This window comes from Caulobacter mirabilis (assembly GCF_002749615.1).
Lineage (GTDB): Bacteria > Pseudomonadota > Alphaproteobacteria > Caulobacterales > Caulobacteraceae > Caulobacter > Caulobacter mirabilis.
This window is the reverse complement of the sequence record NZ_CP024201.1, coordinates 2,689,255-2,708,521: the sequence shown is the minus strand read 5'-3', so window position 1 is coordinate 2,708,521 and position 19,267 is coordinate 2,689,255. Positions and strand designations below refer to the sequence as shown.

Sequence of the window (19,267 nt, the reverse complement as noted above, 5' to 3'; positions counted from 1 at the left end):
GATGTCGCGGTATCTCACGTCCATCATCGAGCAGGCGCTGTGGTCGCTGCTGAACCTCGGCGTCATCCTGCTGCTGGCCAAGCTGGCCGCGCCGGCCGAATTCGGGGCCTTCGTCTTCTGGTCCAGCACCGCCTATGTCCTGAGCAGCGTCCAGAACGCGGTCAGCCTCTGCCACCTTCAGGTCCTGCCGCCGGCGGCCGGGACCGATCCGGCGCGGCGCGACGTCGAGCGGCTGATGCTGATGGTGACGGTGGTCTTCCTGGCCCTGGTCGCGGGGGCGGTGCTGGTCGTCGCCCTGGCGCTGCGAGCGGGCGGCTCGGGCTTCGGCGCGCCAGTGGCCGCCCTGTTCGTGCCGGCCTTCCTGCTGCAGCAGTACGTCCGCTTCGTCTGCTTCAGCCGCGGGGAGGCGAAGACGGCGGCGGTCCAGACCGGCGCGGTGCTGGTGCTGGCGGCCGGCTTTCTGGGCCTGGGGCATCTGCTGTTCCAGCCGCTGCATGCCGACGAGATCCTGGGCCTGCTGGGCGCCGCCTATGGACTGGTCGGGCTGGCGGGCTGGCTGCGGGCGATGGGCGGGGGGCTGTCCGAGCGGCTCGACTGGCGCCGGTTGTGCGACTACGGCGGCTATGTCCGGCAGTCAGGCTGGATCTTCCTGGGGGTGACCAGCAGCGAGCTGCTGGCGCGGTTCTACGTTTTCGCGGTCGGCGGGGCGTTCGGCAACGCGGTGCTGGCCTTGCTGTCGTTCAGCCAGACCTTCCTGCGGCCGGTGCCGCTGCTGGCGCTGTCCTGGAGCATGGTCGGCCGCAACGACCTGGTCCGCCGGCGCGAGGCGGCCGATTGGCGCGGTTTCTCGCGGATGCTGCTGCTCACGACCGCCGGCGGGATTGCGGTGGCCGCCGTATGGACCCTGCTGGTCTATGAGGCCTGGCCGCTGATCACGGCTGGGCTGTTCGACGGGCGCTACCACGAGGCGCAGGCGCTTCTGCCTCTGTGGGGTCTGGCGGCGGGGCTCGGCTTCGGCCAGACGGTGCTGAGCACGGGGCTGCAGGTTCTGAAGGCGTTCAAGGCCCTGGCCCTGGCCAATGCGGCGGCGTCGCTGGCGGCCACGGCGGCGATCCTGTCGGCGATGGGGCCGCTGGGCTATGCGGGGGCGGTGGTCGGCACGGCGGTCGGGCAGGGGCTCGAGGCGGTCATCGCCGGCGTGATCCTGGCGGTCATGCTGCGCCGGCTGAGCGCCGCGCCCAGGTCAGGTCCATCTGGATCCCAACCGCCAGGATGATGGTTCCGAAGATGGAGTTGGCGGTCCAGTAGCTGCTTTCCATCCAGTTGTGGCCGAACATCAGCAGCGGAAAGATGCCCAGCGCCATGGCGGCGGCCAATCCGGCGCGGTCGGTCGGAACGGCGATGGCCTCGGCGCGCAGCAGCAGGACGCCGCGCAGCATCCAGCGCCCGAGCAGGAACAGCGCCCCGGCCAGGCCGACCAGGCCGGTCGTGGCGGCGATGTCGAGGTAGCCGTTGTGGGCCTCGTTGGTGAAGGCGTCCGGCCGGGCGAACCAGTAGTCGGTCTGCAGGCTGGGCTGCACCTGAGGGTTCACGTCCCAGAGCGAACCGAAGCCGACGCCGCCGACCGGATGCTGGGCGGCCTGCTGGTAGACGAAGGCCCAGACGTCGGTCCGCTGGGTGAAGGTGACGCCGCGCACCGGGTCGATCGGGTCCATGCCGACCGCATAGGCGTAGCCGAGCCAGCCGAACAGCAGCAGCGTGATCCCGAAGCCGATCAGGGCGGCGACGCCGACGATCTCGATGGGACGCCGCCTGAGCACCAGCACGAACGCCGGGGTGAAGGCGGCCAGGGCGAAGAAGATGCCGAGGCTGGTCTTGGAGCGGCTGGCGATCAGCAGGGCGATCGCGCAGACGGTGACCGCCCACCAGAACAGCCGTCCGCGCCAGTGCGCCTGGCCCCAGGCGTAGGTTCCGCAGACGAACCCCGCCAGCAGCATCACCGCGCCCAGGGTGTTCTTATGCGAATGGATCGCCGCCAGGCCCAGCGGCGTCATCGACCGACCGGGAATGATGATCCAGGACGCCATGTCGATGGCGACCACGATGGCGCAGGCGATGGCCATGGCCATGTGGGCGCGGCGCATGTCGCGGAGCCCGACCGCGACGGCGACGCAGATCGCCACGTTGACTCCATAGAGCAGCAGGCGGCGGCTCGAGGCGGCGGGGTCGAGCGCCCAGCGCGTGGTCAGGGCGAACCAGGCCAGCAACAGGAGCAGCGGCCACAGTTGGCGGAAGGCGACGATCAAGTCCCCGCGCCGCAGCCACAGGAGGGGAACGGACAGGGCGCCGAGCGCCAGCCAGATGTAGCGGTTGATCGGCGACATCTCGGTGGCGCCGGTCAGGGGGTCGAGGGCGACCTCGTGGACGTAGGGTTTGTTGCCGATCAGGACGTAGAGCAGCATCAGGACCAGCAGGGTCCCGGCGGCCAGGACGATCCAGCGGTCGGTCAGGGTCTCGCGGGCGGCGCGCTGATCGGCGCGGATGGCCCGCCAGGTCTCGGTCGCCAAGGCGGCGCGGGAGGCGGCGGGACCGTCGCTCATCCGGGCCAGGCTTTGCGCAGGCCCAGACGCAGGCGGGCCGCGTCCCACAGGCCGTAGCCGAGGCCCCACAGTCCGCGCGCCAGATACCGCCGCCAAAGCCGGCCCGGCTCCCGCGCCAGCCGATAGAGCCAGACGAAGCCGGTGTGCTCCATGATATCGGGGGCGGCCTTCATCTGGCCGGTGATCACCGTCAGGGAGCTGCCGATGCAGAGGCCCAGGCCGGTCGACCGGCCGTCCGAGATCACCCGCTGGCAGAACTTCTCGGACTGAGGCGGACCCATGGCGACGAACACGAAGCGGGCGGGATGAGCGGCGACGAAGTCGACCGCCGTGCGCACCGCGTCCGGATCGTGGATGAAGCCCATGGGCGGATTGTGGTGTGCGATCCGATTCAAGCCAAACTGTTCGCACAGGGCGGCGATGGTCGCGTCCGTCCCGCCGATCACGGTCAGGGCGTCGTCCGGTCGGATCACCTCGCGGAACAGGTCGCGGACGACATAGGCGCCCGGCGCGAAGTCCAGCTTGAGGCCGCCCAGCAAGGCGGCGTTGCGCAGCACGCGGCTGTCGTTGGTGCTGATCCAGGCCGCCTCGCCGCAGCGGGCGAACTCCGGATCATGGCGGCGCAGCCAGGCGTGCTCCGCGTTGGGCGTGACGAAGGCGGCGAAGGGCGCGTCCTGTTGTCGCGCAGCCAGGGCGGCGGTCGCCTCCGCGACCGACATGGGCGTAAACCTCAGCCCGGCGAAACGCACGGCGCGGAAAGGCGTCTCAGGCTGGCGCGCGGCTTGCTCGCCGGCGTCCGTATCGTCCCATTTCGCCACGTCAGCGGCCAAAACCGTCTCCATAGTGCCATGCATCCCGCCAACTCCGACCCGTACGCTTCCGTTCCTGCAGATCGCGGGCCAGCCGCCGAACCGCCCGCCGTGGCGCTGGCCGGCGGCCGCGACGTCGGCGTCGAACTGGCGCTCAAGCGCCTGGTCGACATCGTCGGTTCAGCCGCGCTGCTGGTCGTCCTGTCGCCGCTCCTGCTCCTGGTCGCGGGATTGGTGAAGGCCACCAGTCCCGGGCCGGTGTTCTACGCCTGCGACTGGGTGGGGCAAGGCGGTCGTCGCTTCCGCGGCTATAAGTATCGGACCATGGTCCCGGACGCCGACGCCCAGGAAGCGGGGCTGCAGGCCGGCAACCTGATGCAGGGGCCCGCCTTCAAGCTGGAGAATGATCCCCGCATCACGCCGCTGGGTCGCTGGCTGCGCAAGTACAGCATCGACGAACTACCGCAGCTGTGGAGCGTGCTGAAAGGCGACCTCAGCCTGGTCGGTCCCAGGCCGCCGCGCGAGCACGAGTATGCGCGGTTCACGCCGTTCCAGCGCCAGAAGCTGGCGGTGAAGCAGGGCATCACCTGCCTGTGGCAGGTAGAAGGGCGGCACCGGATCAGCGACTACGACGACTGGGTGAAACTGGACCTGGAGTACATCAGGACCTGGTCGCTGTGGCTCGACATCAAGATCCTGTTCCGCACCGTCGGCGTCGTGATCCGGGGGACGGGCGCATGAGCGGCGACATCGACATCAGCGTCGTGGTGCTGAGCTACGACCGCGTGCACCTGCTGGCGCGGACGCTGGCCGGGATCTTCGAGCGCGGCGCGGCCGGCGTCCGGTTCGAGGTCGTCGTGGTGGACAACCATCCCGACCGTCTCGCCGAGGCGCTCGTGGCCGGGCATGCCGCCGCCGGCGCGCCGATCGTCTATCTGAGCGATGCGCGGCGGAACATTTCGATCGTCCGGAACCTGGGAATCAAGGCCTCGCGCGGCCGATACGTGGCCTTCATCGACGACGACGAGGCGCCCGACGCCGGCTGGCTGAAAGCCTTGCTGGAGACGCTGGAGCGCACGGGCGCCGACGCGGCCTTCGGCCCCAAGCTGCCGGAGTTCGAGGGCGGCGCCGCGCCGGACTGGGACCCGGAGGGGTGGCGCTACACGCTCGATTTCCGGCTGCCGGCGGATACGGAGCTGCATCTTTTCGGCCGCTTCCGGAAGAAGGGGAAGGGGCTGGGCAGCGGCAACGCCGCGTTCCGCGTGACCACCTGCCTGGCCGATCCCGAGCCCTTCGACGTGGCCTTCGGCGACGCCAACGGCGAGGACACCCAGCTGCTGTTCCGCCTGGCCTTGGCGGGGAGACGGTTCGTCTGGGCGCCGGACGCCGTGGTGCGCGAGTTCATCGAGATCGAGCGGGCGCGGCCCGACTACATGATCACCCGCATGAAGCGCGGCTCGCAGCACTATGCCGTGTGCCGGATCGCCACCAGCCGCCACAAGCTGGTCACAACGGCGCGGGTGACGCTGCTGGGTCTGATCCAGATGGGAGTTCACGCCGGGCTCTATGTCGTCACCGGCGAGTTCCTCCGGCCGAGGCGTTTCGACCACCGCATCGGCCTGGCCAAGGGGCTGGGCAAGCTGACCTGGCGGTCGCCGATCGGCTTCATCGAGGAAAAGGCGGGATGAGCGCCTCTCCCGACCTCAGCATCGTCGTCTGCACCTACGATCGTCCGCTGCATCTCGCCGAGACGCTGCGGTCCTGCCTGGCGCAGCACAACACCCTCGGCTTGGCGCTCGAACTGGTGGTGATCGACAATCACCCGTCGGGCAGCGCCGCGGCGGTGGTCGAGGCTCTGGCGGGGGAGGCCGTCTGGCCGATCCGCTATATCGTCGACCTGACGCGGAACATGGCCACGCTGCGCAATCGCGGCTTCGCGGAGGCGAGAGGGCGCTGGCTGGCCTTCATCGACGACGACGAGATCGCCGATCCCGATTGGACCGACGCCCTGGTCGCCGCCGCCCGCGCGACCGACGCCGCCGTCGTGGTCGGGCCGAGGCTGGCGCGCTTCGAGACCGGCGCGCCGCCGGCCTGGGATCCCACGGGCGCCGCTTTCGTCCGCGATCTGGGGCTGCCCGATCTGGCGGAGATCGTCCTCACCACGCCGGGCGGAAAGCCGCGCTACGGCCTCGGCACCGGAAACTCGCTGTTCGATTTGGCACACCGCGGCGTGTCCGAAAACGGGCCGATGCGGGAGTCTTTCGGCGACGCTGGGGGGGAAGACGCCGAGCTCTTCGTCCGGATGCACCGCCAGAATTGTAAACTAGTGTATGCGGCGCGGGCCCGCGTAACCGAGACGGTTCCCGAGCACCGCACGCTACCCGCATACCGTGTAATTCGCGTGCGACGGGAAACGCAGCACTACGTCACGATCTATCTCGACGGCGCCAAACGCCCGCGGATCGCCTGGGCGATCCTTATGTTGAAAGGGGTTATGCAGCTGTCCGCCGGTTGGCTCATCGCTGTCGCCACCGGTGAATTCAGGTCAAACACTCGTCTAAGGGGACGGGTTTTGATGGCTCATGGCCTCGGAAAACTGACCTGGAAGCAACCTATAGGATACATTCAGGAACCCGCGCTCAATACTCTGATAACCACGCGTGTCAATTAGTCGCTTACCATAGGGTACGGTGATGTTGTTATTGGCGCGCTTCTTGTCGGGTGGAAGTTCGACTGTGCCCGTTTGAGGCAGAAGTGGAGAACCCATGTTGCGCGAACTGAAGTACCCCGCTCTTGTTCAGCCTGCGAAGTCCGTCACGGGCATCAAGCTGTTCGGCGACGGCGCGAGCCTGGCCGACTTCTCGCGTCTGTACGATGAAGGTCGCGTGGTCGGGTTCACCACCAATCCGACCCTGATGTTCAAGGCGGGCGTGGAGGACTACGCCACTTTCGCGCAGCAGCTGGTCACGCTGATCCCGGACATGCCGCTGTCCTTCGAGGTCTTCTCCGACGACTTCGTCGAGATGGAGCGGCAGGCTCGACTGATCGCCAGCTGGGGCCGCAATGTCTATGTGAAGATCCCGATCACCAACACCAAGGGCGAAAGCAGCCTGCCGTTGGTCGAGCGTCTGTCGCGCGACGGGATCAAGCTGAACGTCACCGCCATCCTGACGCTCGAGCAGGTCGCGGGTACGGTCGAGGCCCTGGATCCGTCCGTTCCGGGCATCGTCTCGGTGTTCGCCGGTCGTATCGCCGACACCGGAGTCGATCCGATGCCGATCATGCGCGCCGCGGTGGCCCTGGCCGCCCGCAAGCCGCTGGCCGAGGTGCTCTGGGCCAGTCCGCGTGAAGTGCTGAACATCTACCAGGCCCGCGACTGCGGCTGCCATATCATCACGGCGACGCCGGACATCCTCCGCAAGCTCGACATGTCGGGCAAGGACCTGGCCGAGCTCTCGCTCGAGACGGTGGACATGTTCCGCAAGGACGCGGTCTCGGCCGGCTTCACCCTCTAGGGCCAGCCAGCCTCCCAAAATCCGGAGTTACAGCAATGCTCAAGGCCCTGGTCCTCGCGGCCGGGCTGGGCAGTCGCATCCGCGCGGTCGCGGGCGACCTGCCCAAGCCCCTGGTTCCCTTCGGCGGCGACGCCATCCTGGCCCACAACCTGCGCTGGCTGGCCGACAGCGGCGTGCGGGAGGTCTGGATCAACCTGCACTACGCCGCCGACGCCATTCGCGAGGCGATCGGTGACGGCGAGGCCTTCGGGCTGCGTGTGCACTATGTCTACGAGCCCGAGCTGCTCGGGACCGCCGGCGCCCTGGGCAACATTCGCCAAGCGTTCGACGAGACCATGCTGGTCGTCTATGGCGACAGCGTCGTGCGTTGCGACCTGGCGGCCCTGCAGGCGCGCCACTACGTCCAGAAGGCGGAGGCGACCATCGCGCTCTTCGATCGGGACCGCCACGCCCACACCGGCATCGCCGGCGGCCGGGTGCGCATCACCGCCGATCAGGCCGTCGAGCGGTTCCTGGAAGGCATTGGCGATGCTGTGGCCGATCCGCTGGTCAACGCGGGGGTCTACATGGTCGAGCCGACGATCCTGGACCTGATCCCGACGGCAGGCCTCGTCGACTTCGGCCGCGACGTCTTTCCTCAGATGTTGCAGCAGGGGCGCCGACTGAGCGCCTATGTCATCGAGGACGGCGGCTACTGCCTGGGCCTCGATACGCCGCAGAGCTACGCCGCCGGCGTCGCGCTGCTGGAGCAGGGAAAGGTGTCGCTGTGAGCCGCCGGGCGGTGTTCTTCGATCGGGACGGGGTCCTCAACCGCGTCGTTTGGCGCGACGGCAAGCCGGCTTCGCCGCGCACGCCGGACGAACTGGTGATCGAACCCGACGCAGCGGAGACCCTCGCCCTGGTGCGCGAGGCCGGCTATCGGGTGTTCGTGGTCACCAACCAGCCGGACGTCCGCCGCGGCCTGATGACCGACGCGGCGCTCGACGCCATCCACGACGAGATTGCGCGCAAGCTGCCGATCGACGAGATCGCGGCCTGCCGCCACGACAACGCCGACGCCTGCGACTGCCGCAAGCCTCTTCCGGGCATGCTGCTGTCGCTGGCCAAGCGCTGGGACATCGACCTCCATGGGAGCTGGATGGTCGGGGACCAGGACCGCGACACCGCCTGCGGGCGGGCCGCGGGAGTCCAGACGGTGCTGCTCAAGCGGCCCTACAACACCGGAGACGGAGCCGACCATGTCGTCGCCGACCTCCTTGCTTTCCGCCGCCTCGTCCAGGGCGACGGTTCCCCCCGCCAATGCGCCTCGCGCAGGGAGCCTGTTTCATGTTCACCGACCACTTCCTGACCGTCGTCCAACGCGCCGTCGCTTCCATCGACCAGGCCGCCGTAGAAGCCGTCGCCCAGACCCTGGCCGACGTCCGCGAGCGCGGCGGCCGCCTGTTCCTGATCGGCGTCGGCGGCAGCGCCGGCCACGCCAGCCATGCGACCAACGACTTCCGCAAGATCTGCGGCTTCGAGGCCTATTGCCCGACCGACAACGTCTCGGAACTGACCGCCCGCATCAACGACGAGGGCTGGGAAGGCGTGTTCTCGACCTGGCTCGAAAGCAGCCGTCTGCGTCCCGAGGACGGCCTGCTGATCTTCTCGGTCGGCGGCGGCAGCCTGGAGCCCCCGGTCAGCGCCAACCTGGTGCGCGCCATGCAGTACGCCAAGGCGAAGGGCGCGGCCGTCACCGGCATCGTCGGCCGCGACGGCGGCTATACCGCGAAGATCGCCGACGCCTGCGTGGTCATCCCGACGGTCGACGCCCAGCTGATCACCCCGATCGTCGAGGGGCTGGCCGCCGTGGTCTGGCACCTGCTGGTCTCGCATCCGCTGCTGTCCCAGAGCAAGGGACACTGGGAAACGATCGCGCCCACGAACGCCCCGAGCGCCGCCGCGGCCGCCGCGGAGTGACCATGATTTCGACACGCACCCCGCTGCGCGTCACCCTGGGGGGCGGCGGCACCGATCTGGAGAGCTACTATCGCCATGGCGGCGGCTTCATCTTCGCCATGGCGCTGGACAAGCACATCCACATCACCGCCCACCGTCCGGTCTTCGACGACCGGGTCGTGCTCTATGGTCCCCAGCCGGAGGTCTCGCCGCGGGCCGAGGATGTGAAGCACGAGCTGGTCCGGGCGGCGCTGCTGGCGCACGGGCTGGACGACCGCCTCGAGGCGGCGTCGCTGGCCGACATCGCCGGCGGCACCGGGCTGGGCTCGTCGAGCAGCTTCCTGGTCGGCTTCCTGAACGCCCTGCACGCCATCAAGGGTCATCGGCCCGATCCGCAGGCGCTGGCCGAGGAGGCCTGCACCCTTGAGATCGAGACCCTGAAGAAGGGCATCGGCAAGCAGGACCAGTACATGGCGGCCTTCGGCGGGCTGACGACGCTGGACATCGCGCCGGACGGGCAGGTCGCCGTGAAGCGGGTGGCGCTCGATCCGGAGGTCCAGGCGGCCTTCGTGCGGCACACCCACATCTACTACACGGGCCTGCGCCGGGACGCGGCGGTGATCCTGTCGGACCAGCACAACGCCATGCTGTCGACGGACGCCCCGCGCCGGGACACGGTCAGCGACAGCCTGGGGTTCATCAAGGACCTGGGCTACCGCATCCGCGACGCCTGGATCGCCGGCGACCTGGACGGCTGGGGCCGGATGCTCGACGAGCACTGGCGGAGCAAGAAGAAGCTCTCGAGCCAGATCAGCTGGCCGCACATCGACCAGCTCTACGACCATGTCCGCGACGCCTACGGCGTGACCGGCGGCAAGGTGATCGGGGCCGGCGGCGGCGGCTTCCTGATGCTGTTCTGCCCGGGCGACGGCGCGGCGCTGGAGGCCTACATGGCCGCGCAGAACATGCCGCGACTGATCTACGGCATCGACCCGCTGGGCTCGCGTCTGGCGGAGACCGCCTGATGCGCGCGCCGGCGGGGCATTGGGACGTGCGGGCGAGGGCGCCCCTGCGGCTGGGTCTGGCCGGCGGCGGCACGGACCTGTCGCCCTACTGCGACCTGCACGGCGGCGCCGTGCTGAACGCGACCATCGACCGGTTCGCCTTCGCGCACCTGGCCGCCCGATCGGACGGTCTGGTCGCCTTCCGCGCCAGCGATATCGGAGCCGAGGAGACCTACCGCCCGGGCGAGCCGATGGCGGCGAACGGTCCGCTGATGCTGCACAAGGCCGTCTACCGGCACATGGTGGAGACCTATCTCGACGGCGTCGCGCCGGCGATCACCGTCTCGACCACGACCGACGCTCCGCCCGGGTCGGGCCTGGGGTCCTCGTCGGCGCTGGTAGTGGCGCTGGTCGAGGCCTTCCGGGCGGCCCTGGACCTGCAACTCGGACCTTACGAGGTGGCCCAGCTGGCCTGGCGGATCGAGCGGCGCGACCTGGGCTTGGCCGGGGGGCGTCAGGACCAGTACGCGGCGGCCTTCGGCGGGATCAACTTCATCGAGTTCCTGGCCGACGAGCGGGTGGTGGTGAACCCGCTGCGGGTCCGGCGCGGCTATGTGAACGAGCTGGAGTCGTCGCTGGTCGTCTGTTTCTCCGGCCAGTCGCGGGCCTCCGAGGCCATCATCCGCAGACAGGTCGAAGGCCTGGAGAGCGATGCGACGGTTGTCGAGAGCATGCACCGTCTCAAGGCCGACGCCTCGGCGATGAAGGAGGCCATGCTGGCCGGTGACCTGCGCGAGGTGGCGGCGGTGCTGATGCGCTCCTGGGAAGCCAAGAAGCGCACCGCCGACGGCATCGCCACGACCGAGGTCGACCGGCTGTTCGAGATCGCCATGGTCGGCGGCGCCTGGGGCGGCAAGGTCTCCGGCGCCGGCGGCGGCGGCTTCCTGATGTTCTGCACCGATCCGGAGAACCGCTATCGCCTGACCCAGGCGCTGAACGCCGCGGGCGGGCAGGCCAGCGCGGTCAAGTTCACCTTCGACGGCGCCGAGGCCTGGAGCGTGAGGGGATGAGCGACGCGCGCCAGTGCGTGATCCTGGTCGGGGGCCTGGGGACGCGGCTGGGCGCGCTGACGCGTGAAACGCCCAAGCCGCTGCTGCCCGTGCGCGGACGGCCGTTCGTGGAGTGGCTGCTGCTCAAGGCCCGCCGCGAGGGTTTCGACCGGGCGTTGCTGCTCGCCGGACATGGCGCGGAGGTGCTGGACGCCTGGTTCGCCGGCGACGTCGAGGCGCGCGTGGGTCTGACCCTCGCGGTTAGCCGCGAGCCGCATCCCCTGGGGACAGCCGGCGCGCTGGTTCACGCCGAGACTCTGCTCGAGGACCGCTTCCTGCTGGTCAACGGCGACACCTGGTTCGACTTCGACTGGGCGAACCTGGCGACGGCCGGGGGCGAGGCGATCATGGCCCTGCGGCGGGTCGCGCCCGCCGACCGCTACGAGACGGTCGTGCTGGAGGGAGATAGGGTCACGGGCCTGCGACCGCGTGATCCGGCGCTGGTGGAAGGGCTGATCAACGGCGGCGTCTACGCGCTGTCGCGATCCGTCCTGGAAGGCGTGTCGGCGCCGTCATCGCTGGAGGGGGCGCTGCTGCCTCGCCTGGCGCGCGAAGGACGGCTGCGCGGTCGCGTCTGCGAGGGGTCTTTCATCGACATCGGCGTGCCGGAGAGCTATCGCGCGGTCCAGGACATGGATCTTGGGGACCCGGGGGAGGGGGCGCCGTGACCATCACCCGTCGCCTTGTCGTCGCCGGCGGCGCGATCGCGGCGGCGGGAGCCTGTCGCGCCCAGCCCGCGGAAAGCCTGGCGGAGGCAGCCGCGCGTCGCGGCGTTCTGTTCGGCGCGGCGGTCGAGCCTCAGACCCTGGACCGCGACCCGGCCTTCGCCGCTCTGATCCGGCGCGAGTGCGCGGGCCTGACCCCCGAGAACCACATGAAGTGGAACCTGCTGCGGCCCGCGCCGCGCCGGTTCGACTTCGCCGGCGCCGACCGGCTGGTCGAGATCGCGCAGGGGCAGGGGATGGCGGTCCACGGCCACGCGCTGGTCTGGCACGAGGCGAACCCGGATTGGCTCGCGCGGGAGCTGAACCCCGGGACAGCCGCCGAGATTCTGTACGAGCACATCGACGCCGTCGTCGGGCGCTATGCCGGACGGGTCCGGTCCTGGGACGTGGTCAACGAGGCGATCGAGCGCAACGACCGGCGCCCGGACGGCCTGCGCCGTTCGCCATGGCTCGAGGCGCTGGGGCCGGACTACATCCCGATGGCCTTCGAGGCCGCGCATCGCGCCGATCCGGCCGCGCGGCTGGTCCTGTCGGACTACGGCTTCGAGTACGACGACGAAGCCTGGATGGTCGAAAAGCGCGGGACGACGCTGGAGCGGCTGGCCGGGTGGCGGCGCGACGGGGTTCCGATCCACGCGCTTGGGATCCAGGGGCATCTGCTCGGCGACCGGCCGCCGGCCTTCGGCGAGGGGCTGCGCCGGTTCCTGCGCGACGTGGCGCGGCTGGGGCTGGAGATCTACGTCACCGAACTGGACGTCAATGATCAGAACACGCAGGGCGGCGTCGTTCGGCGCGACGAGGTCGTCGCGGAGATCTACGACGCCTTCCTCCGCGCCGTGCTGGACGAGCCGGCGGTGCGGATGGTCACGACCTGGGGGCTCAGCGACCGCTACACGTCCAAGGCCGACATGTTCCCGCGCCGTGACGGTGCGCCGGTGCGGCCGCTGCCCTTCGATCGCGATCTGGCGCCCAAGCTTGCGCGACGGGCTATCGCGCAGGCCTTCGGAGGCGTCAGGTGAGTGGGCCGGCGATCATCCTGACCTCGGCGCCGTCGGCGGCGAGCATGGCGGCGGCCAGGCGATGGCTAGGCGCGGGGGCGAGTTCGAAGGCGCTCCAGGCGCTGTCGGCCGGGGCTGCGCCGATGATCATCAGTGGACCAAGAGTGATCTCCAACCCATCGACAGGATTGGAGAAACCGACGCCGAGTGTCTTGAGGGCGGCTTCGCTCAGGGTCCAGAGGCGAAAGAACGCCTCCCGCGGATCCGGCGCCGCGGCGACCTGCCGGACGGCGGAGGCGGGCAACACGGTTTCCGCCACCGCGTGGATATCGACTGACGCATCCACCGTCTCGATATCGACGCCGCATGGCCCGCCCCGAGCGACACAGGCGGCGGCCAGGCCATCCGCATGCGACAGGCTCACGGACAGGCCGCGCGCGCGCAGCCAGGGCGAACCGGGCGCGCCCAGCGGCCCGCGATCGAGAATTCCGTCCCAGCCCAGCGGCGCCAGAAGCCGCGCGAGCACGCTCCGGGCCGGCGCCGAGACGCTCCAGGCCGCGGCCAGCACCGGCGCCTCGTCGGCGGCCAGGGCCGTGGCCAGCCTGTCCTGGATCAGGTGAGGGGAGGCGGCGATGTCCTTGGACTCTCTGAAGGAACGGGTTCAAGCCGATACTAGCGTGCTGGACGGCGACGACCAGCCGCTGTTCACGCCCGATCCCGCCGCTGTCGCCGGGTCCCAGCTGACCGCGTTCATCCGGTTCGTCGAGCGTCGCGAGGGACTGGTTCTGCCGGACCAGGCCGCTCTGCAGCGCTGGGCGATCCTCGACGGCCCGCGTTTCTGGACCGCTCTGCTGGCCTGGCTGGCGCCGCCGACATCCGGCATGGCCGATCCGGCCCTGCTCGGCGACCGTTGCGAGACGGCGCGCTTCTTCCCGGACCTGAGGCTGAACTACGCCGAGGCTCTGCTGGCCGGCGACGACGGGGCCGAGGCGGTGATCGCGCGCCGGGCGGACGGCGAGGAGGTTCGCCTGACGAGAGGCGAATTACGGAGAAAGGTCAGGTGTCTGGCGTCTGGATTTCAGACGTTGGGCCTGGCGCCCGGAGACGCCGTGGCGGCGGTCCTGCGCAACGATGTCGAGGCCGTCGTCGCCGTCCTGGCCGCGGCGGCCTGCGGTGCGACGATCGCCACGGTCGGGCCGGAGATGGGGCCGGACATCCTGGCCGAGCGGCTGGAGACCCTCGAGCCGCGCCTGCTGATCGTCTCCGCCGAGCCACGGCCGCAGGATGGCGGCGCGCCGGTCGTCGACCGGGTCTCGGAGCTGATCACGAAGCTGCCTTCGTTGAAGGCGGTGGTCGCCTTGGACGGGGCCGTCATCGATGGGGGGGCGCTGCCCGTCCTGCGGGCCGCCGATCTGGCCGAGGGACCCGAGGCGGCGTTCGACCGGTTCCCGTTCAACCATCCGCTCTTCGTGCTGTTCTCCTCCGGCACCACCGGCAAGGCCAAGGGCTTCGTCCATGGCGCGGGCGGAACCTTGCTGGAGCATCTCAAGGAGCACCGGCTGCACGGCGATCTGCGTCCGGGCGAGCGGCTGTTCTTCCAGACCTCGCCGGCCTGGATGATGTGGCACTGGCAGCTGTCGGCGCTGGCCTCGGGGGCGGCGATCGTCCTCTACGACGGACCGGTCGACGCGCCCGAGACCCTGTGGCGGCTGGCTGACGAGACCGGCGCGACCTGCTTCGGGACCAGTCCGCCGTACCTGGGCCTGTGCCGGTCGCTGGACTATCGGCCAGGCGATCACCTCGCCCTGAAGGCGTTGCGATCGGTGTTGTCGACGGGATCGGTGCTGTCGCCCCAGCTGGCGCGCTGGGTCCGTGAGGCGGTCAAACCGCTGCCCGTGCAGTCGATCAGCGGCGGGTCGGACATCATCGGCTGTTTCGTGCTGGGCAGCCCCAACCTGCCGACCTTTGCGGGCGAGGCGCAGTGCGTGAGCCTGGGGCTGGACGTGCGCCCGTCGGGTCCGGGCGGCGAGGGCGAACTGACCTGCCACAATCCGTTTCCCTCGAGGCCCCTGAGCCTGTTGGCCGATCCTTTCGGCGTCCGGTTCCACGAGGCCTATTTCTCGCGGCATGTGACGGCCTGGAGCCATGGCGACTGGATCCGGGCCACGCCGCGCGGCGGGGTGATCCTGCGCGGCCGAATGGACGGGGTCCTCAATATACGCGGCGTCCGGGTCGGGCCGGCGGAGGTCTATGCCGTCCTGGCCGACGAGCCGCGGATCGCCCAGGCCCTGGCGGTCGAGCAGTCTGACGAGACGAGCGGCGAAGCCCGGATGGCGCTGCTGGTGGTCCCCGTCGCGGGCGTGACCGTCGACGACGCCCTGCGCGCCGATATCCGCCGCCTGCTGACCCGGCGAGCCTCCGCGGTCCACGCGCCGGCCGTGATCCTGGCCGTGGACGCCCTGCCGACGACGCATAGCGGCAAGCTGTCGGAGGCCGCGGCGGCCGACGCGGTCAACGGTCGCTCGCCGCACAACCTGGCGACGCTGCGAAATCCCGAGAGCGTCACGGCGATCCGCCAGGCGATGGCCGCCTGGACGAGGGACGCAGGCGGAGCGGCGGGCGGCTCCGCCGAAGACTGGCTCGGGGCGGTCTGGCGGACGTTGCTCGGCGCCGAAACGATCGGGCTGGACGACAACTTCTTCGACCTGGGAGGTCATTCGCTGACCGCCGCCCGCGTGTTGGCCGAGGTGCGGCGACGCACCGGTCGGCGGCTGCCGATGGCGACCCTGCTCCATGCGCCGACGATCCGGACCCTGGCCGCGGTCATCGACGCGCCGGACTGGTCGGCCTCGTCGCGGATCGCGCCGCTGCGGACGGACGGAACGGGGGAGCCGCTGTTCATCGTCCACAGCATGACCGGCAACGTCCTGCAGCTGCACAGCTTGGTGCGGGCGCTTGACTGCGGTCGGCCGATCCATGGCGTGCAGGCGCGAGGGATTGATCTGGATGAAGCGCCGCTCGCCGACGTCGAGGCCATGGCGACCGACTATGTGGCGGCGATCCGGACGGTGCAGCCGAAGGGACCCTACCGCTTGGCCGGATTCTCCTTCGGCGGGCTGGCGGCCTTCGAGATGGCCCGGCGATTGGAGGCCATGGGCGAGCCGGTCGCCGAGTTGATCCTGCTCGACAGCAAGGTGGACAAGCGATTCCTGCCCGCAGCGGAGCGAGCCCGGCTGCTGATGCGGCGGCTGGCCCATCACGCGCGGCGGATACGGCGGATGCCGTTGGCGGAAATTCTGGTCTACCTGCGCGACCGGGCGTTCGCCCTGGCCGGTCGCCGGGCCCCGCCGGCTCCGCCGCTGCACGAGATCCCGCCGCGCCTGCAGGCGGTCCGCGACGGCATCGTCGCGGCGACAGGCCGCTATCGTCCTGGCGCCTATGGCGGCGAGGTTCTGTTCGTAAGGGCTGAAATTCCCGAGGACATTCCATTCGACGCCGCCAGTGCGTTCCGGGCGGCCGCGCGGGGCGGCGTGACCGAGATGGTCGCGCCCGGCGATCATGACGGCATGATCGAGCCGCCGCATGCGGCGACGCTGGCGGCGATGCTGTCGGAGCGGCTGCGACCGTAGAGCCGGCCGCCGGGATGTGCTCTTGAGGGCGGGACGATCGACTCGCCCCTCGGAGACGCCATGTCCGCCACCCTCTACGGCATCAAGAACTGCGACACGATGAAGAAGGCCCGGGTCTGGCTCGACCAGCACGGCGTGACCTACGGCTTCCACGACTACAAGGCCTCCGGGATCGAGGCCGAGACGCTGAAGGGCTGGGCGGGGAAGGTCGGCTGGGAGGTGCTGCTGAACCGCGCCGGGACCACCTTCCGGGCGCTGCCGGACGCCGACAAGACCGGCGTCGACGAGGCCAAGGCCATCGCCCTGATGGTCGCCCAGCCCTCGATGATCAAGCGGCCTGTGCTCGACCTGGACGGCAGGCTGACGGTCGGGTTCAAGCCCGAGATCTACGCCGCGGCGACCAGCGTCTAGCGGAACCAGCGCCTCGCGACGGGTGTTCCACCGGCGGATGCACCGCTGGGAGGGACTTCCATGTCGGACGGGATCGGACGCGGCCTGGGCGGCGGCGGTTGGGCGGCCTGGCTTCTGGGCGCGGTCTTCATCCTGATCGGACTGGTCCTGACGGTCGGCGGCGGCTGGCTGATCGCCCTGGGCGGATCGGCCTACTATCTGCTCGCGGGATTGGGCCTGATCGCCTCGGGCGTCTTCCTGTTGCGCCGGCAGGTCCTCGGGGCTTGGATCTACCTCGCCGTCTATGTCCTGACCCTGATCTGGGCGATCTGGGAAGTCGGCCTGGCCGGCTGGCCGCTGGTCCCGCGCGTCGTGGCGCCGTCGGTGCTGCTGGTCCTCCTGTTCCTGGTCCTGCCGGCGTTGCTGCCTTCGCCACAGGGGCGGAGAGCCGCGGTGGGCGGCCTGGCGGGCTTCGTCCTTTTGGCCATTGTCGGCGTCGCGGCCATGGGCGTCGTCAATCACCGTCCGTCGCCGGGACCGCTGCCCGAGGCCAGCCTGCCGACGCCCGCCGACGCCTCGCCGCTGCCGGTCGGGGCCGACTGGGGCGCCTATGGCGGCGACTACGGCGCACGGCGCTACTCGCCGCTCGACCAGATCACCGCCTCCAACGTCCGTCGCCTGAAGCGGGTCTGGCTGACCCGCACCGGCGACATGCCTAGCGCCGCCGCGGCCGGGAAGTACGGCGCGGAGACCACGCCGCTGAAGGTCGGCGACAGCCTCTACCTCTGCACCGCCAAGAACATCATGCTGGCCCTCGATCCGCGCACCGGCGCGGTCCGCTGGCGCTACGATCCGAAGGTGCCGGACGCGGCCATCCCCTATACGGCGGCCTGTCGCGGCGTGACCTACTACCAGGTCCCGGGCGCCTCGGCGGGTGAGGCCTGCGCGACGCGGATCATCGAGGGCACGCTGGACGGCCGGCTGATCGCCGTCGACGCCCGCAGCGGCCAGCTCTGCCAAGGCTTTGGAACCGGCGGCCAGGTCGACACCAAGCAGGGCATGGGCCCGGCCGCCGCCGGCATGATCTCCATCACCTCGGCCCCGACCATCGTGCGCGGGGTGGTCGTCGTCGGCCATCAGATCCTCGACGGTCAGCGACGTGATGCGCCGTCCGGCGTGATCAAGGGCTTCGACGCCGTCACCGGCCAGCTGCGCTGGGCCTGGGACATGGTGCGTCCGGACATCACGGGCGAGCCGCCCGCCGGACAGATCTACACCAAGGGCACGCCGAACATGTGGACCACCGCCTCGGGCGACGAAGCGCTGGGGCTGGTCTACCTGCCGCTCGGCAATTCGGCCGTCGACTACTGGAGCGGCCTGCGCGGTCCGCTGGAGAACCAGTACGCGACCTCGCTGACAGCGCTGGACGCGACCACCGGCAGGCCGGTCTGGTCGTTCCAGACCGTGCGCAAGGACGTCTGGGACTACGACCTGGGCGCCCAGGGGACCCTGATCGACTTCCCGTCGGCGGGCGGTTCGACCCCCGCCATCGTGCTCCCCAGCAAACAGGGCGACATCTATGTCCTGGATCGTCGCACGGGCCGACCGTTGACCTCGATCCGCGAGATCAAGGCTCCGCAGGGCGGGGTCGAGCCCTCGCAGCGGTCGCCGACCCAGATCACCTCCGGCTATCACACCCTGCGCAAGCCGGACCTCACCGAGCGCGACATGTGGGGCATGTCGCCGATCGACCAGATGATCTGCCGCATCCAGTTCAGGCGAGCGAGCTACGAAGGCTTCTACACGCCGCCGACCTCGGACCGGCGCTGGATTCAGTATCCGGGCTACAATGGCGGAACCGACTGGGGCGGGATCGCCATCGACCCCCGCCGCGGCGTGATCGTGGCCAACTACAACGACATGCCCAACTACAACCGCCTGGTCCCGCGCGCCGAAGCCGACCGCAAGGGCTGGACCCCGCGCGGCGAGGCCCGCGGCGGCAGCCTGAAGAAGGGTGCGGAGGGCGCGGGGGACCCGCAAGCGGGCACGCCGTTCGCCATCGACGTCAACGCCGGCTGGCGGCTGCCGTTCACCGGCCTGCTGTGCAAGACCCCGCCCTACGGCGGCGTCCGGGCCATCGACCTGCGCACCGGCAAGACCCTGTGGGACGAGCCTCTGGGCACGGCGCGCCGCAACGGACCGTTCGGCGTCGCCTCGATGCTGCCGATCAACATCGGCACGCCGAACAACGGCGGCGCGGTCGTGACCGCGGGCGGGGTGGTGTTCGTGGCGGCGGCGACCGACAACCTGATCCGCGCCATCGATCTGAAGACCGGCAAGGTGCTGTGGAGCGACGTCCTGCCGGCCGGCGGCCAGGCCACGCCGATGACCTACGAGGCCGGCGGCAAGCAGTATCTGGTCATCATGGCCGGCGGGCACCACTTCATGGAGACCCCGATCAGCGACCAGCTCGCGGCCTACGCCTTGCCGTAGGGACGAGAAGCCGAAGCGTCTGCATCCGATCGGGCCGGCCGCGGCGACCAACCCTTG

Annotated in this window: 18 protein-coding genes; 15 read left to right on the top strand and 3 right to left on the bottom strand. The window is 70.1% G+C overall.

Going from position 1 to position 19,267, the window contains the following annotated elements:
• Position 1: 1 nt before the first annotated feature.
• A complete protein-coding gene (locus tag CSW64_RS13155) occupies positions 2-1,276 on the top strand; it encodes a polysaccharide biosynthesis protein (RefSeq protein WP_099622548.1) in 1,275 nt (424 codons plus the stop codon).
• Here CSW64_RS13155 and CSW64_RS13150 read toward each other — a convergent pair.
• Both CSW64_RS13150 and CSW64_RS13145 read right to left on the bottom strand, forming a co-directional pair.
• Positions 1,212-2,600 (bottom strand): O-antigen ligase family protein, encoded by a 1,389-nt coding sequence (locus CSW64_RS13150; protein WP_099622547.1) that lies wholly within the window; start codon positions 2,598-2,600, stop codon positions 1,212-1,214. The two genes, CSW64_RS13155 and CSW64_RS13150, sit on opposite strands and share 65 nt — an antisense overlap.
• Positions 2,597-3,430 (bottom strand): WecB/TagA/CpsF family glycosyltransferase, encoded by an 834-nt coding sequence (locus tag CSW64_RS13145; RefSeq protein ID WP_172448543.1) that lies wholly within the window; start codon positions 3,428-3,430, stop codon positions 2,597-2,599. Before CSW64_RS13145 ends, CSW64_RS13150 begins: the two co-directional genes overlap by 4 nt.
• Positions 3,431-3,448: 18 nt before the next feature.
• On the opposite strand from CSW64_RS13145, the gene CSW64_RS13140 reads away from it, so the two are divergent.
• The 11 genes from CSW64_RS13140 (at position 3,449) to CSW64_RS13090 (ending at position 12,719) form a co-directional block, all read left to right on the top strand.
• Positions 3,449-4,150: a sugar transferase gene (locus CSW64_RS13140; RefSeq protein WP_099622545.1), complete on the top strand. Its 702-nt coding sequence runs from the start codon at positions 3,449-3,451 to the stop codon at positions 4,148-4,150.
• Positions 4,147-5,097, top strand: a complete 951-nt coding sequence (locus tag CSW64_RS13135) for a glycosyltransferase family 2 protein (RefSeq protein WP_099622544.1) — start codon at positions 4,147-4,149, stop codon at positions 5,095-5,097. The genes CSW64_RS13140 and CSW64_RS13135 overlap by 4 nt, the downstream gene beginning before the upstream one ends.
• Entirely contained in the window at positions 5,094-6,080 is a 987-nt protein-coding gene (locus CSW64_RS13130; RefSeq protein ID WP_099622543.1) for a glycosyltransferase family 2 protein, read from the top strand. Before CSW64_RS13135 ends, CSW64_RS13130 begins: the two co-directional genes overlap by 4 nt.
• Before the next feature lie 94 nt (positions 6,081-6,174).
• On the top strand, positions 6,175-6,924 hold the full coding sequence (locus CSW64_RS13125; RefSeq protein ID WP_099622542.1) for a transaldolase: 750 nt from the start codon (positions 6,175-6,177) through the stop codon (positions 6,922-6,924).
• Positions 6,925-6,959: 35 nt separating this feature from the next.
• Entirely contained in the window at positions 6,960-7,694 is a 735-nt protein-coding gene (locus CSW64_RS13120; RefSeq protein WP_099622541.1) for a nucleotidyltransferase family protein, read from the top strand.
• Positions 7,691-8,272: a D-glycero-alpha-D-manno-heptose-1,7-bisphosphate 7-phosphatase gene (locus CSW64_RS13115; protein WP_099622540.1), complete on the top strand. Its 582-nt coding sequence runs from the start codon at positions 7,691-7,693 to the stop codon at positions 8,270-8,272. The genes CSW64_RS13120 and CSW64_RS13115 overlap by 4 nt, the downstream gene beginning before the upstream one ends.
• On the top strand, positions 8,251-8,883 hold the full coding sequence (locus CSW64_RS13110) for an SIS domain-containing protein (RefSeq protein WP_099622539.1): 633 nt from the start codon (positions 8,251-8,253) through the stop codon (positions 8,881-8,883). Before CSW64_RS13115 ends, CSW64_RS13110 begins: the two co-directional genes overlap by 22 nt.
• 2 nt (positions 8,884-8,885) lie before the next feature.
• Positions 8,886-9,887, top strand: coding sequence for a GHMP family kinase ATP-binding protein (locus CSW64_RS13105; protein ID WP_099622538.1), 1,002 nt, complete (start codon positions 8,886-8,888; stop codon positions 9,885-9,887).
• Complete coding sequence (locus tag CSW64_RS13100; protein WP_099622537.1) at positions 9,887-10,936, top strand: GHMP family kinase ATP-binding protein; 1,050 nt, start codon at positions 9,887-9,889, stop codon at positions 10,934-10,936. Before CSW64_RS13105 ends, CSW64_RS13100 begins: the two co-directional genes overlap by 1 nt.
• The gene (locus CSW64_RS13095; protein WP_099622536.1) at positions 10,933-11,643 is read left to right on the top strand and encodes a sugar phosphate nucleotidyltransferase; all 711 of its coding nucleotides are present in this window, start codon (positions 10,933-10,935) and stop codon (positions 11,641-11,643) included. Before CSW64_RS13100 ends, CSW64_RS13095 begins: the two co-directional genes overlap by 4 nt.
• Positions 11,640-12,719 carry an endo-1,4-beta-xylanase gene (locus CSW64_RS13090; RefSeq protein ID WP_172448542.1) on the top strand — a complete coding sequence of 360 codons (1,080 nt, stop codon included), beginning with the start codon at positions 11,640-11,642 and terminating at the stop codon, positions 12,717-12,719. Before CSW64_RS13095 ends, CSW64_RS13090 begins: the two co-directional genes overlap by 4 nt.
• Here CSW64_RS13090 and CSW64_RS13085 read toward each other — a convergent pair.
• Entirely contained in the window at positions 12,712-13,266 is a 555-nt protein-coding gene (locus tag CSW64_RS13085; protein ID WP_172448541.1) for a 4'-phosphopantetheinyl transferase family protein, read from the bottom strand. The two genes, CSW64_RS13090 and CSW64_RS13085, sit on opposite strands and share 8 nt — an antisense overlap.
• 64 nt (positions 13,267-13,330) lie before the next feature.
• Between CSW64_RS13085 and CSW64_RS13080 the strand changes: the two genes are divergently transcribed.
• The 3 genes from CSW64_RS13080 to CSW64_RS13070 are packed head-to-tail and all read left to right on the top strand — an operon-like array spanning position 13,331 to position 19,210.
• Complete coding sequence (locus CSW64_RS13080; protein WP_099622533.1) at positions 13,331-16,327, top strand: acetoacetate--CoA ligase; 2,997 nt, start codon at positions 13,331-13,333, stop codon at positions 16,325-16,327.
• 60 nt (positions 16,328-16,387) lie between these two features.
• Positions 16,388-16,738: an ArsC family reductase gene (locus CSW64_RS13075; RefSeq protein ID WP_099622532.1), complete on the top strand. Its 351-nt coding sequence runs from the start codon at positions 16,388-16,390 to the stop codon at positions 16,736-16,738.
• 60 nt (positions 16,739-16,798) lie between these two features.
• Positions 16,799-19,210 carry a membrane-bound PQQ-dependent dehydrogenase, glucose/quinate/shikimate family gene (locus tag CSW64_RS13070; protein WP_099622531.1) on the top strand — a complete coding sequence of 804 codons (2,412 nt, stop codon included), beginning with the start codon at positions 16,799-16,801 and terminating at the stop codon, positions 19,208-19,210.
• Positions 19,211-19,267 lie beyond the last annotated feature (57 nt).

Coding starts and splice junctions, on each gene's coding strand:
- CSW64_RS13130 (WP_099622543.1), top strand. CDS start 5,094: ATGAGCGCCTCTCCCGACCTCAGCATCGTCGTCTGCACCTACGATCGT.
- CSW64_RS13150 (WP_099622547.1), bottom strand. CDS start 2,600: ATGAGCGACGGTCCCGCCGCCTCCCGCGCCGCCTTGGCGACCGAGACC.
- CSW64_RS13105 (WP_099622538.1), top strand. CDS start 8,886: ATGATTTCGACACGCACCCCGCTGCGCGTCACCCTGGGGGGCGGCGGC.
- CSW64_RS13095 (WP_099622536.1), top strand. CDS start 10,933: ATGAGCGACGCGCGCCAGTGCGTGATCCTGGTCGGGGGCCTGGGGACG.
- CSW64_RS13080 (WP_099622533.1), top strand. CDS start 13,331: ATGTCCTTGGACTCTCTGAAGGAACGGGTTCAAGCCGATACTAGCGTG.
- CSW64_RS13125 (WP_099622542.1), top strand. CDS start 6,175: ATGTTGCGCGAACTGAAGTACCCCGCTCTTGTTCAGCCTGCGAAGTCC.
- CSW64_RS13100 (WP_099622537.1), top strand. CDS start 9,887: ATGCGCGCGCCGGCGGGGCATTGGGACGTGCGGGCGAGGGCGCCCCTG.
- CSW64_RS13135 (WP_099622544.1), top strand. CDS start 4,147: ATGAGCGGCGACATCGACATCAGCGTCGTGGTGCTGAGCTACGACCGC.
- CSW64_RS13120 (WP_099622541.1), top strand. CDS start 6,960: ATGCTCAAGGCCCTGGTCCTCGCGGCCGGGCTGGGCAGTCGCATCCGC.
- CSW64_RS13110 (WP_099622539.1), top strand. CDS start 8,251: ATGTTCACCGACCACTTCCTGACCGTCGTCCAACGCGCCGTCGCTTCC.
- CSW64_RS13155 (WP_099622548.1), top strand. CDS start 2: ATGTCGCGGTATCTCACGTCCATCATCGAGCAGGCGCTGTGGTCGCTG.
- CSW64_RS13070 (WP_099622531.1), top strand. CDS start 16,799: ATGTCGGACGGGATCGGACGCGGCCTGGGCGGCGGCGGTTGGGCGGCC.
- CSW64_RS13140 (WP_099622545.1), top strand. CDS start 3,449: ATGCATCCCGCCAACTCCGACCCGTACGCTTCCGTTCCTGCAGATCGC.
- CSW64_RS13075 (WP_099622532.1), top strand. CDS start 16,388: ATGTCCGCCACCCTCTACGGCATCAAGAACTGCGACACGATGAAGAAG.